Origin of the sequence: Streptomyces sp. NPDC057743 (genome assembly GCF_042798755.1) — a bacterium.
Classification (GTDB): domain Bacteria; phylum Actinomycetota; class Actinomycetes; order Streptomycetales; family Streptomycetaceae; genus Streptomyces.
In genome coordinates, this window is the sequence record NZ_JBHVJX010000009.1 from 75,613 (window position 1) to 88,629 (window position 13,017).

The 13,017-nt window shown below is 70.3% G+C and carries 10 protein-coding genes; all 10 read right to left on the minus strand.

Annotated features, from left to right (window positions below):
* Positions 1-158 precede the first annotated feature (158 nt).
* The 10 genes from ACFVFQ_RS12545 to ACFVFQ_RS12590 all read right to left on the minus strand — a co-directional run bounded on the left by ACFVFQ_RS12545 (position 159) and on the right by ACFVFQ_RS12590 (position 13,000).
* A complete protein-coding gene (locus ACFVFQ_RS12545; protein WP_383413642.1) occupies positions 159-3,023 on the minus strand; it encodes a polynucleotide kinase-phosphatase in 2,865 nt (954 codons plus the stop codon).
* 86 nt (positions 3,024-3,109) lie between these two features.
* Entirely contained in the window at positions 3,110-4,777 is a 1,668-nt protein-coding gene (locus ACFVFQ_RS12550; RefSeq protein ID WP_383413292.1) for a 3' terminal RNA ribose 2'-O-methyltransferase Hen1, read from the minus strand.
* Positions 4,778-5,035: 258 nt separating this feature from the next.
* Positions 5,036-5,959, minus strand: coding sequence for an LLM class F420-dependent oxidoreductase (locus ACFVFQ_RS12555; protein WP_383413295.1), 924 nt, complete (start codon positions 5,957-5,959; stop codon positions 5,036-5,038).
* 855 nt (positions 5,960-6,814) lie between these two features.
* Positions 6,815-7,270, minus strand: a complete 456-nt coding sequence (locus ACFVFQ_RS12560; protein ID WP_383413645.1) for a DUF6099 family protein — start codon at positions 7,268-7,270, stop codon at positions 6,815-6,817.
* A gap of 466 nt (positions 7,271-7,736) precedes the next feature.
* On the minus strand, positions 7,737-8,093 hold the full coding sequence (locus ACFVFQ_RS12565; RefSeq protein WP_274912784.1) for a nucleotide pyrophosphohydrolase: 357 nt from the start codon (positions 8,091-8,093) through the stop codon (positions 7,737-7,739).
* Positions 8,090-9,526, minus strand: a complete 1,437-nt coding sequence (locus ACFVFQ_RS12570; protein WP_383413298.1) for a biotin transporter BioY — start codon at positions 9,524-9,526, stop codon at positions 8,090-8,092. The genes ACFVFQ_RS12565 and ACFVFQ_RS12570 overlap by 4 nt, the downstream gene beginning before the upstream one ends.
* Positions 9,527-9,581: 55 nt before the next feature.
* Positions 9,582-9,971, minus strand: coding sequence for a cell division protein SepF (locus tag ACFVFQ_RS12575; RefSeq protein WP_383413301.1), 390 nt, complete (start codon positions 9,969-9,971; stop codon positions 9,582-9,584).
* Positions 9,972-10,696: 725 nt separating this feature from the next.
* On the minus strand, positions 10,697-11,560 hold the full coding sequence (locus ACFVFQ_RS12580) for an ABC transporter permease (protein ID WP_383413305.1): 864 nt from the start codon (positions 11,558-11,560) through the stop codon (positions 10,697-10,699).
* The gene (locus ACFVFQ_RS12585) at positions 11,520-12,548 is read right to left on the minus strand and encodes an ATP-binding cassette domain-containing protein (protein ID WP_383413308.1); all 1,029 of its coding nucleotides are present in this window, start codon (positions 12,546-12,548) and stop codon (positions 11,520-11,522) included. The genes ACFVFQ_RS12580 and ACFVFQ_RS12585 overlap by 41 nt, the downstream gene beginning before the upstream one ends.
* Positions 12,545-13,000, minus strand: a complete 456-nt coding sequence (locus tag ACFVFQ_RS12590) for a MarR family winged helix-turn-helix transcriptional regulator (protein WP_383413311.1) — start codon at positions 12,998-13,000, stop codon at positions 12,545-12,547. Before ACFVFQ_RS12590 ends, ACFVFQ_RS12585 begins: the two co-directional genes overlap by 4 nt.
* Between the last annotated feature and the right edge of the window lie 17 nt (positions 13,001-13,017).

Consider the following 13,017-nt stretch of genomic DNA (forward strand, 5'->3'; position numbering starts at 1 on the left):
CACAACCCTGGGCCGACGCGGACCCGGGCCGACACGGACCCGGGCTGACACGATGCCGCACCGCCACAAGTACGGGGCAATGCGGGCACCGCATCCCCACCGGCACGCCGCCACGCCCTCGTTCCGTCACGGGTGCGGGGACACGCGCCACCACCCGGTCACAGCCGCGGATCCACCGGCTCCGACTCCAACGCGAGCACCGCGAAGACCGCCTCGTGCACCCGCCAGAGCGGTTCCCCGTCCGCCAGCCGGTCCAGCGCCTCCAGCCCCAGCGCGTACTCGCGCAGGGCCAGCGAACGCTTGTGACCGAGCTGGCGGGCCCGCAGACGCCGGAGGTTCTCCGGGCGGGTGTACTCGGGACCGTAGATGATCCGCAGGTACTCCCGACCGCGGCACTTGACGCCCGGCTGGACGAGCCGCCCGTCCGGCTGCCGGACCAACGCCCGGGCCGGCTTGACGACCATGCCCTCGCCGCCATCGGCGGTCAGATCCAGCCACCAGGCGACACCGGCCGCGACCGACGCCTCGTCCTCGGTGTCGACGACCAGCCGCCGGGTCGGCGCGAGCAGCCGTATTCGATCGGTGGCGGGCTCGGCGGGGCCGCCGCCCGGGACGTCCTCCGTCGCGCCGTCCGCCCCCGTCACCAGCCCCTCCTCGGCCGCTATCAGGCGGTCGAGCAGGGCCAGTTGCTCAAGGTGCGGCAGGGCGGCCAGACTGCGCCCCTCGGCGGCGAGTATCTGGAACGGCGCGAGCCGCACGCCGGCCAGCTCCGCGAGCCCCCCGCCCTGCTGCGCCGCACCATCGCGGTCTCCCGCCTCGGCATCCCCAAGGCCGGAACTCCCAGAGCCCGAGCCCCCGGAACCCGAGCGCCCAGAGCCCAGGTCTCCAGCCCCCAGGTCCCCAGAGCCCAGGTCCCCATGGTCCAAGTCCCCATGGCCCAAGCCTCCGGTCGGTGCCGCCTCCTCCCCCACGCGCCAGCAGTAGCGCCGGTACGCCTCGGTGAACGCCGCGGCGTCCGCGGCCCGCCCCCGCTGCCGATCGAGCAGCGCCGCCACGTCGACCCCGCGGTCGGCCGCCGCCTCCAGCGCGCCGAGCACCCCCGGGAACGCCGACCGGGACGCCGCACCCACCGTCGCGTACTGCGTCCGCAACAGCCCCGTCGCCTTCAGGGACCACGGCATCAGCTCGGCGTCCAGCAGCAGCCACCCAGTCTCCAACTCGGCCCACAGACCGGCCCGTTCGACGCACTCGCGGACCCGTCGCAGTATCCGCTCGGTGGTCTCCCGGTCATCGAAGAACGGTCGCCCGGTGCGGGTGTAGACGGCACCCGACACCCCCTCGCCGGCCACTCCGAACCGCTCGCGGGCCACCGCTTCGTCGCGGCAGACCAGCACCACCGCCCGGGAGCCCATGTGCTTCTCCTCGCACACCACTTCGCGGACGCCGGCCGCGCGGTACTCGGCGAACGCCTCCCGCGGGTGCTCCAGGAACCCCTCGCCGCGCGCGTCCGCCTCGGACTCCTTGGCCGTCGCGCAGGGCGCCATGGTCGGCGGCAGATACGGCAGCAACCGCGGGTCCGTCGCAAAGCGGCTCATCACCTCCAGGGCCGCAGCGGCGTTCTCCTCCTTCACGGCGAGCCGGCCCATCTGCCGTGTCTCGACGCTCCGCCGGCCGGCCACATCGCCGAGATCCAGCGGACGGCCGTCCGCCCCACCCGGCGCCTCCGAGGCCAACGGCTTGGCCGGCTCGTACCAGACACGCTCCGCCGCCACGTCGACCAGCTCGCGCTCGGGCCAGCGCAACGCGGTCAGCTTCCCGCCGAAGACGCAACCGGTGTCCAGGCAGACGGTGTTGTTGAGCCAGCCGGCGCGCGGGGTGGGGGTGTGGCCGTACACGACGGCGGCGCGGCCGCGGTAGTCCTCCGCCCACGGGTACCGCACCGGCAGACCGAACTCGTCGGTCTCGCCCGTGGTGTCGCCGTAGAGCGCGAACGACCGCACCCGGCCCGACGTACGGCCGTGGTACTTCTCCGGCAACCCGGCGTGGCACACCACCAGTCCACCCCCGTCCAGCACGTAGTGGCTCACCAGCCCCCGCACGAACTCCGCGACCCCGGCGCGGAACGCCTCGTCCTCCTTGGCCAACTGCGCGATGGTCTCGGCCAGGCCGTGCGTGTGCCGCACCGCCCGACCGTTGAGATAACGCCCCAGCTTCTGCTCGTGGTTCCCGGACACGCACAGTGCGTGACCGGCCGCCACCATTCCGCTCACCAGACGCAGCACTCCCGGGCTGTCCGGCCCCCGATCGACCAGGTCGCCGACAAAGACCGCCGTGCGGCCCTCGGGGTGCACCGCATCCACGGCCCGCCCCCGCGCATCCCGGACCAGCCCATACCCCAGCCGCCCGAGCAGGACCTCCAGCTCCGAACGGCAGCCATGCACATCTCCGACGATGTCGAACGGCCCCGTGAGGTGCCGCAGATCGTTGAACCGCCGCTCCCGGACGACCTCCGCGGCCTCGACCTCCTCCGCACCGCGCAGCACATGCACCTTCCGGAACCCCTCGCGCCCCAACGTGCCGAGCGAGCGCCGCAGTTCGCGCTGGTGCCGCTGGATGACGCGGCGTGGCAGCCCTGCCCGGTCGGGGCGCGTCGCGTTCCGCTCGGCGCAGAGCTGCTCGGGCACGTCCAGCACGATCGCCACCGGCAGGACGTCGTGCTCGCGCGCCAGCCGCACCAGTTGGCCCCGCGACTCCGCCCGCACATTGGTGGCGTCGACCACCGTCAGTCTCCTGGCCGCGAGCCGCTTGCCCACGATGAAGTGCAGCACCTCGAAGGCGTCGGCGCTGGCGCTCTGATCGTTCTCGTCGTCGCTGACCAGCCCCCGGCAGTAGTCCGACGAGATCACCTCGGTCGGCTTGAAATGCCGCGCGGCGAACGTCGACTTACCGGAACCGGTCGCCCCGATCAACACCACCAGCGACAGATCGGGCACACCGAGCGAACGCTCCCCCGTCCGCGCCATCGCCCCCGACGACGCCTGCTCGGCCGGCGACGCCTGCTCGGCCGACGACTGCAACGCCGCACGACCCTCGTCTCGCTCCACGCCACTCATGCCGCTACCCCCTTCCGGCCGCTCGTTCCCGCACCGACATCTCCATCATGACCGCCACCACTGACAACGCGGCCGGGACCGCCGCTGCGACTGGACGCGGACGCCATTCCGCCACTTTCGGCGCTTTCGCCACGACTGCCACCACCGCGCCTACCGCCACTACCGCCCATTTCCTTACGTCCGTTCGCACCCGCATCGCCGTCCCCGCCCGTCGCTTCGCTCCCGTCGTCCTGCCGCGTGAAGCACGCGAGCTGGGTGGGCGGCCCGACCTCCGGGTCGTCCGGGCCCACCGGGCCGAACGCGACCGCATAGCGGTGCCGTGCGGCGACCTCCCCGGCCCACTGCCGGAACTCCGCCCGTGTCCACTCGAAGCGGTGGTCGGCATGCCGCACCTGCCCGGCCGGCAGCGACTCCCAGCGCACGTTGTACTCGACGTTGGGGGTGGTCACCACGACCGTCCGCGGCCTGGCCGCCCCGAAAACCGCGTACTCCAACGCCGGCAGCCGCTCCGGGTCCACATGCTCGACGACCTCGCTCAGCACCGCCGCGTCGTACCCCTTGAGCCTGCCGTCCGTATACGCCAACGAGCCCTGGATGAGCCGAACCCGCCGGGCCTGACGCTCCGGCATCCGGTCGAGGCCAAGCCTGCGCCGGGCCTCGTGAAGCGCCCGCATCGACACATCCATCCCGACGACCTCGGTGAACTGCCCCTCCCCCAGCAGCGCACCGATCAACTGCCCCTGCCCACACCCCAGATCGAGGACCCGAGCGGCCCCGGCCGCACGCAACGCATCGAGCACGGCCTCCCGCCGTCGCACGGCGAGCGGAACCGGCCGCTCCGCGGTGTCCGTCGCCTCGTCCACCGCGTTGTCGATCTCCTCGACGGCCACGTCATCCGCCTCGGCGAGCCGCGCCAACTCCAGTCGCGCCATGGCCTCGCGCGTCAGCGACCGGCGACGGGTGAGGTAGCGGTCGGCGATCAGCCGCTGCTCCGGGTGGTGTTCCAGCCAGCCCTCGCCGGCTCGCAACAGCTTGTCGACCTCGTCGGGCGCCACCCAGTAGTGCTTGGCGTCGTCCAGAACCGGCAGCAGCACATACAAATGCCGCAGCGCAGCGGCCAGTTCGACATCGCCTTCGAGAACCAGCCGTACGTAATGCGAGTCCCCCCACTCGGGAAAGGTCTCATCCAACGGCAGCGGCTCGGCCAGCACCGACCAGCCCAACGGCCGGAACAGCTTCTCCACCAACCCGACGCCACCGCGGGCCGGCAACACCGGCACCTCGATGCGCAACGGAATCGCCCGCCCGACCAGTTCGGGCCGGGCCGCGCACTGCCCCTTCAGCGCGCTCGCGAAGACGCTCCGCAACGCCACCGCCAACAGCGACGACGCCGCGTACGGCCGGTCGTTGACATACCTGCCGAGCGCCGCATCCGCAGCCCCGCCGCGCCCCTTCCCCTGCCCACGACGCACCAGGGCTACGGGATCGACCTCCAACAGCAGTGCTGCCGTGCACCGTTCGGCGTCCGCCTCCGGATAGAAGACGTGCGCCGTACCGTGCGCGGTGGAGAACTGCTGCGCCTTCCCGGGATGCTTGTGCAGCAGGAACCCGAGATCGGTCGCGGGACGGTCAACGGTGCCAGTGGTGGTTATGGTCAGAAACACCCGTTCAGTATGGGTGTGTACGGGCTACCCGCCCTACCGATTTTCCAGGGCCCCTCCCCCTCCCCCGCCTCCCCACCCCACTCCCGCAACCTCAGGCAACGCATTGCCGCAGGCCCAACCGATCCCCCGGCTCCGCCCTGGGCCACCCCGCGGCCGGAGACCGCAACCGGCCCCGGCCCGAGGTCGCCCCAACTGCACACCCCCACGCATCCACGAGGCATCAGCCGAGCCGCAAGACACCAGCGCGGCTACACGACGTCAACGAAGCTGCGACTGAACCTGCCCGTAGATCAACTCCAGGTGGTCCAGGTCATCCAGATCCAGGATCTGGAGGTAGACCCGGGACGAGCCGATGGCGCCGAACTGGCCGAGCCTGTCCACGACCTCCGCCGGCGAGCCCATCACACCGTTGGCCTTCAGTTCGTCGATGTCGCGCCCGATGAACGCGGCCCGCCGCGCCACCTCGGCGTCGTTCTTACCGACGCAGGCGATCAGGGCGTTGGAGTACACCAGGTCGTCCGACGTGCGCCCGACGGCCTCGGCGGCCGCCCGCACCCGTCCGAACTGGCGCTCCGTGTCTTCGAGCGAGGCGAAGGGGACGTTGAACTCATCGGCGTACTGCGCCGCCAACCGCGGGGTGCGCGTCGCGCCGTGCCCACCGATCAAGACCGGCACCTTGCCCTGGGCGGGCTTGGGCAGCGCGGGCGACTTCTCCAACTGGTAGTACGTGCCGTCGTATGAGAACTCCTTTCCCACCTCGGTGGCCCACAGGCCGGTGACGATCGCCAGCTGCTCCTCCAGCCGCGCGAACCTCTCCTTGGGGAACGGGATGCCGTACGCCTTGTGCTCCTCCTCGAACCACCCTGCGCCCAGGCCGAGTTCCACCCGCCCGCCGGACATCTGGTCAACCTGCGCGACCTGGATGGCCAGCACGCCCGGAAGGCGGAAGGTGCCGGCCGTCACAAGCGTGCCGAGCCGGATCCGCTTGGTCTCGCGGGCCAGACCGGCCAGCGTGATCCAGGCGTCCGTCGGGCCGGGCAGCCCGTCGACCGTTCCCATCCGCAGATAGTGATCGGAGCGGAAGAAGGCGTCGAACCCGAGGTCCTCGGTGGCCTTGGCGGCCTTCAGAAGGGTGTCGTAAGAAGCCCCCTGCTGGGGCTCGGTGAAGATCCGTAGGTCCATACCTCCATCCTGCACCGACGCTCAGCAAACCAACCTCCGGGCACTGCCGATAAACCAGGTGTCTTGTTTCCGATCTAGCTCCCCTGCGCGCGGTTTCCGATGCGCGACGTTTTCGACGTGCGACGTTTTCGACGCATGACCTCCCGATGCGTGACCTTTCCGATGCGTGACGTGCTCGTTGTGTGCGGTACGCGGTACGCGTAGCGAAGACCGGCTAGATGTAGTCGACGCAGCGAACGCAGTGACTATGGCGTTGGGATGGACAGACCGATCGAAGCGGATGAGGCGAGTAGCGACTGAGGGATCGGGGCTGGGCAGAAGAAGCCTCGGTGCCCCTGACTCACGACGCTCACGACGCCAGATCGGGGCCACCAAGTCGCCTAATACGGCTGGCAATTGAGATACCGAAGGGCTGCTGCAAAGGCCCGTGGCCCACCAAGGCGGTCACAACGCCGTCAGCGGCAGCAAGCCCACGGCTCGTAACCAGAGGGACAACGGCTCGCCACCAGAGGCGGGAGACAGGAATAGCGGCCAAGAGAACACGAGAGCAGGAAACGGGAGGGAGAGCAGAAGAAGCAGAGGGGAGATGACGCGCGGGCGGGCGCTAACTCCGGGCGTGATGGGGCGGCGGCACAGGTCGATCGTCCCTGTCCCGGCACGCCGGTCGAAGTGGTCGACAGGCGTGCTGCGCCTGCCCAGGCCGACAACGGCTCCAGACCGCCGGCCGCACCGACTGTCCTGGCGACTCCGACCGTTCCGGCCCTTCCGACCCTTCCGATGGTGCTGGCTAGTGCGCTGGTGCTGGCTGTTCCGGTGGTTGCAGGGCAGGCAGCTTGAGAGACGGCCCGCCCTCCGTCAGGCAAGGTGCCGGTCGCGTACCTCCAGCTTCTCCAGTATTCCGGCGGCGTGGTCCCTCGATTCGTCTGCCGTGTCCATGGCCTCCACGCAGGTCCAGTACATCCCCTCCTCCTCGGCCGAGATCACCACCCCGACCAACGCCTCGCACACCTCTCGGAGCAGTTGGCACAGGCTGATTAAGGCCGCCTTGACATCGCGGATCTCGGTCAGTTGAGCTGCTCGAAGCCCCCCGGTGGTCGCCGTCGAGCACAGCAGTCCCCCGCTGAACCGCCCGCCCGCGTCGCCCAACCCTCGGGCCCTGGACCGCACTTCGTACGGCCCGAATATCGCGAGGTGGCTACCTATCGCCTCTGCCAAGGCTTGCGCTTGCCACGCCTCGACGACCACGTCGTGCACCGAGCTCGCCTGCGCCAGACCGCGTCGACTGGTCGCAATGATTCGCACCGCGTCCATCTGCGTCCCTCCTTCCTTCGTCATGCGCGTTCACCTCATTTCCCTTCCACTACCCAGCGTGAGGGTCAACAGCCAAAAACGCCAGGGGAATTCGCAAATCTGTGGACAACCAAGACGCTGTGGAAAGATCCATAACTCCATAGAGTGACGAGAGGTGGTTTTAGAACGGTCGCGCCGACGGTTCTGGCCCGCGGAGCTCCCTCGTGCGTCACTACACCCTCGTTCGCCCCTCAGCAGCCATGAAACAACTTGCACCACGCAGCTCCCTGTTGTCCCGCCAAACACTCCTGCCGCCGACATGCGGCACGCGGTGCGTGACGCCGACCGCGGCGAACCCCGCCGCACGACGGTGCGCGCCGCGACCGACGCCCGTGCGGCGCGCAAAGGGCCGGCGGGGCGGAGGCTCTCGCCCCCGCCCCGCCGGCCCTGACCCTGCGCGCGCCGCCCGATGCGCGCCGCCCGGCGGCTACTCGCCGTCCCGCGGCCGGTCCGGCGGCGCCTGCCGCACCGCCGGGAACCGCGTCTCATTCCGTTCGATCTTCGCGGCGAGCGCGGTCAACGGATCGATCCCCAGCGCCTGGCAGAACTGGAGCAGATACGCCAACACGTCCGCGACCTCGTCCTCGACCCGTCCGGCCGCCTTGGGGTCGGACATCACCTTCGCCGACTCCTCCGGCGTCAACCACTGGAAGATCTCGACCAGTTCCGCGGCCTCGACACTCAGCGCCGCGGCCAGGTTCTTGGGGGTGTGGTACTGCTGCCAGTCCCGGGCGGCCGCGAAGTCGGCCAGGCGTCGTTGCAGCGCATGAAGATCCTCACTCATACCCCTAGGTGTAGCACCTGCACACCGGGCAGCCCGTCGGCGACCGACGGGTCCCGCACCGTCCCCAGCAGCCGGACATGCCCACGATCGGCCATCCGCACGGCCAACGACACCAGTTCCCGGGCCTGTCGACGATCCATGCAACGGTCCATGCCGTCCGCCATCACCGTCATCTGTTGCAGCGCCGACGGGATCTCCCCGGCCGGATCCATGGCGAGCACCCCGGGGCCGGTCAGCAACACCAACGCGAGCGCGAGGAATCGGAGCTCACCGTCGCCGAGCTGCTCGACGGGCATCTCCCCCAACACGCCACGGTCGAGGACGGTCCGTAGGGCCGGCGGGCCCGAGGGCCCCTGACCATCCGGCGCCGCCCCGCCGCCCGTCCCCCCGGTGGATGCGGCGTCCGCCGCCGTCGCCGCATCCGGCTGCCGCGGCACCGCCCGCACCCCGTCGACCGGCCCGGAGCAGGCGTCCCGTACGGCCGCGACCAACACGGCGTGCCGCCGGGAACATTCGCGACTGGTGCGCTCCAGTACGGCGGAGAGGTTCTCGCACGACGACCGCAACCGCCCCTCGTCACGCTCGCCGTCATGCCCCCAACCACTGGCCTCCGCGCCGCTCCTGACGCCCTTCCGCCCGCGCGCCCCCGACGGTCCACCAGAACCACCGGATCCTCCACTCTTGCCCGAGCGCCCCGAGCCACCACTTCGGCCACCACCACGCGCCCCGGCACTGCGCCCCGCGCCTCCCCCGCCCGACGCATCGCCCGCCGGGCGCCCGTAGTTCACGGCGTCCCGTTCCGCGCGATCCCGCATCGCCTCCGGTCGCGGATCACACACGAAGGCCGAACGGAGCGCCACCACGACCTGTTCCGCGGCGGCCAGGACGAGCCGCTGCCCTTCCGTCTTGCCCGCGACCCGCAACGGGAGGAGGGAGGTGGCCAACCGGTCGTCGGGCAGCGGCGCCCGGGTCACCGGGGTGGCACCGGCGGTGTGCCAGGCAGCCTGGACGGCGGGGCGGTTGGGGTCGGCGAGGGCGGTGGTGAGCAATGTCTCGCCACAGCCCGTCAAACGCTCGCCGACGATGCGGAGTTCGGGTTCGGCCTGTACGGCGAGATCGAGGCGAACGGCACCGACCGGGCCGTCGACCGTACAGCCGAGACGGAAGCCGCGCCGCCCCTGGTCATCGGGGCGTGCGCCGGCGGGCACACAGGCGGAGGCCCCTCCCGCCACCACCCCGACGGCCCGTTCGAGCGGATCTCCGCTGCCGAGCCGAGCGAGGAGCTCGTACGCCTGCAACACACTGGACTTGCCGCTTCCGCTGTCCCCACTGAGCAGCGTCAGCGGCCCGAACGGGAGGGAAACGCCACGATGAGCCTTGAAGGCGGACAACCGTAATTCGGTGACCGCCGGACGCACACTGTCGGTATTCATGCGGGGACGCTATGCAGTCCCCCACCCGGAGAACCGTTACGCCCAACTGCTCTTCCTACGAACGGGGGACGGTGCCCGCCGCCGGCTCCGCAACCTCGGTGCCGACCGGCGCCAACAGGAACACATTGGTGTCCACGCGGTGCATGCCACTGCCGAGCCCGAAGACGACCCCGCTGGCGAAGTCCAGGATGCGCTTGGCGACATCGGTGTCGGCACTGCTGAGGTCCAACAGGACCGGAAGCTGCGCCATGAGGTACTCGGCCACTTCCCTGGCGTCCGCGAAGGTCTGCACGCGGATGACGATGAACCGCCGTGTCTCCTCGGTCGGTTCGTCGTCCGGAAGGGCCCGGTGGGCGGGCCAGGAGGGCCATTCACTGCCGCCGCGTAGCGGTACGACTTCGGCGAGCCCTTCCCACTGCTCGTCGGTGGCATCGGGGCCGTTCACCGAATCACCTCACCCAGTGGAGCGCTGGCCTTCTGCGTTATGTGCATCGCACGATTCTAGAGATAAACCTACAAACGTCGCTGACTGCGACACACGCGGCGCCGCAGCCACTCCCATCCTGCCTCATAGCCCTGACCAGTGCGGACAGCTGGGCAGAACTGCCGGATCGAGTTTGTGTATGCCCGTTCATCCTCCCTTGCGACAGAGGTCGAGAGCACCCCGGCGTGGCGGCGAGTCAACTGACTTGGACTCAGCGCACCCCAGGGCAGCCACCCTTGAGCAGGCGTGAGTTGCGCTGGACGAACGGGGACATCGCCACAATCCACGGTGGAGGACACGGCGTTCACCACGGGGACGGACTCTCAGCAGCCAATGCGACGGGGCGGCACCGCCCCACTTCCGCACAGCGCCCTCAGCCACGAACCACACTCCCACCTTCAACACCTGGATCCATGGCCGGCGTTCAGTGCAGCGGACGCGCGAGGGGCCGACCTCCGCGCGATCGCGGCAGCCGCCCCACCCGCGAGGAGGGCGCTCGAAAACGGCGACGCGTCAGGCATTTCCGCTGGCCGAGGCCATTGTCAGTGGCGCCACTTACGGTGGGGGCATGAGTACACAACGTGCCTGTTTCGGAAGGGAATCGACGGCCGGGTCAGCCCGGCCGCCCGGGAAGTGTCCGGGAAGTGCGCCCGCCCGTTCGCTGGGGTGCGACGGCGGCAGACGAGTCAACGTGCCAGACGACCGAGGAGTGAGGATGCGGCGGCGATGCCGGCGGCCGCGGCGCCGACGAGCACAGCGAAGTCGAGGGCCAGATGAGAGGGGGTGCCCAGAAGCAGTCCGCGGAGCGCTTCGACCTGATAGCTGAGGGGGTTGAATCTACTGATGACTTGTAGCCATCCAGGCATGACGGCCACGGGATAGAGGGCGTTGGAGGCGAAGAAGAGCGGCATGGTGATGGCCTGGCCGATGCCCATCAGGCGGTCACGGGTCAGCACGATGCCGGCGATCGTCATCGACAGACAGGAGAAGAAGGCCGAGCCGAGGATCACGGCGACGGCAACGCCGAGCAGGCGCAGCGGGTTCCACGTCATGGCCACGCCGAGGAGCGCGGCAATGAGGATCACCACAACTGCCTGGAGCAGCGCCTTCACTCCCGCGGCAAAAGCCTTGCCCGCAATCAGGGCGGACCGCGGGGTGGGAGTGACCAGCAGTTTGGTGAGGATGCCGGCGTCCCGCTCCCAGATGATCATGATCCCGTAGAAGATCGCGATGAACATGGCGGACTGGGCGATGATCCCGGGCGCCAGATAGTCGATATAGGGGGTGCCACCTGTGGGGATGGCCTTGATACGCGTGAAGGTCTCACCGAAGACCACGAGCCAGAGGGCGGGTTGGACGGCGCGGGTGTAGAGCTCGGTGCGGTCGTGGCGGAGCTTCTGCAGCTCGACCACACACATCGCGGCGACTCTGGCGGGCAGTACCCGCCAGCCGGTACGGGCGCGCGGCGGGGCCAGTAGCAGGTCCAAGTGGCGTGCGGCGGCGGTGGCTTCAGCCGACCCGGGCCGCGGTGCGACGGGTACTCCGGACATCGCGGAAGTCTCCTGACTGCTCGTCGAGGCCGGTGCCGGCGACGTCCCGGAAGACGTCCTCCAGCGTCGGCTCCGTATGGGACGAGGGAGCGGGACGGGACGCGGACGCTGCGGTCACAGACGTCGCGGTCGCGGACGCCGCGGATTCGGTGGTTGCGCTCGCGGGCTGCTCGGCACGGGCGCGGCGGGCGCGCAGGGCGGAACGGAGTTCGCCGGGCGTGCCCAGGGCGCGGATCCGACCGCGGTGCATCAGGGCGACGCGGTCGCAGTACTGCTCGGCCTCGTCCATGTAGTGGGTGGTAACCAGGACAGTCATGCCGGTGGCTGCGCGCACCGCGTTGATGTGCTCCCAGACATTGGTGCGGGCGATCGGGTCGAGACCGATCGTCGGTTCGTCGAGCATCAACAGGCGAGGCGCGCTGACCAGGGCCTGGGCGAGTTCCAGGCGGCGGATCATGCCGCCGGAGTAGGTCTTGGCGAGCCGGTTCGCGGCGTCGGTGAGGTTGACGGCCTCCAGTGCCTGGGTGACACGGGCGGCGCGCTCGCGGCGCGGCACGTCGAAGACCCGGGCGAACAGCGCGACGTTCTCCCGGCCGGTGAGCCCGGCGTCGGCGGACAACTGCTGCGGCACATAGCCCAGGAGGCGCCGCACGGCCATCCGTTCCCGCGCCGCGTCATGTCCGAAGACCCGCACCATGCCCGCCGGAACAGGCAGCAAGGTGGTGATGCAGCGGATGGCGGTGGTCTTGCCTGCGCCGTTCGGTCCGAGCAGGCCGAAGACCTCGCCGGGCCGGACGGCGAGGTCCACTCCGTCCACGGCCCTGGTCTCGCCGAAGGCATAGCGCAGTGCGTGGCAGGAGAGGGCATCCGGGGCGGGGGCGGCTGTTGGGGCCGCTTGTTCGGCGGCCTCCGCCGGTGCACCGGCGGTTTGCTGGAGCTCACCCGTAGCGGTGGGCGGCACCGTCCGGCCGGGGTCGTCGCTGGTCATGGTCCCTCCGTCTGCTGGTGCAGGTTGTGGGCGAGCCGGCGCAGCGCCGGAAGAGCGGCCTCCAATGCCGCCCGGTCGGCCTCGGGGAGGCGGGCGACCTGTTCGTGGACGAGCGCGCTGCGACGGGCCTCCCAGTCGCGCAGCCGTGCCCGCGCCTCTGGTGTGGGGAAGAGCTGGGCCGAGCGCCGATCAACAGGATCGGTCTCACGGCGTAGATAGCCGGCCCGACTGAGCTCGTTGACCAGTGTGGAGACCGAGTTGCCCGCCAGGTAAAGCTCCTGCGCGGCGGCAGAAACCCGGATGCCGGGTCGGGCTGCGACCAGCCGCAGGAGTTCGACCTGCGCGCCCCGCAGCCTGGGCTCGGGCATGCCGGGACGCAGCCGCCGGCGGATCAGCCGCTGGATCCCGGCCAGTACGTCAGCCAACTCATCGGGGAGGTCCCCTGTGGCCATACGTCGACTTTAGCTCT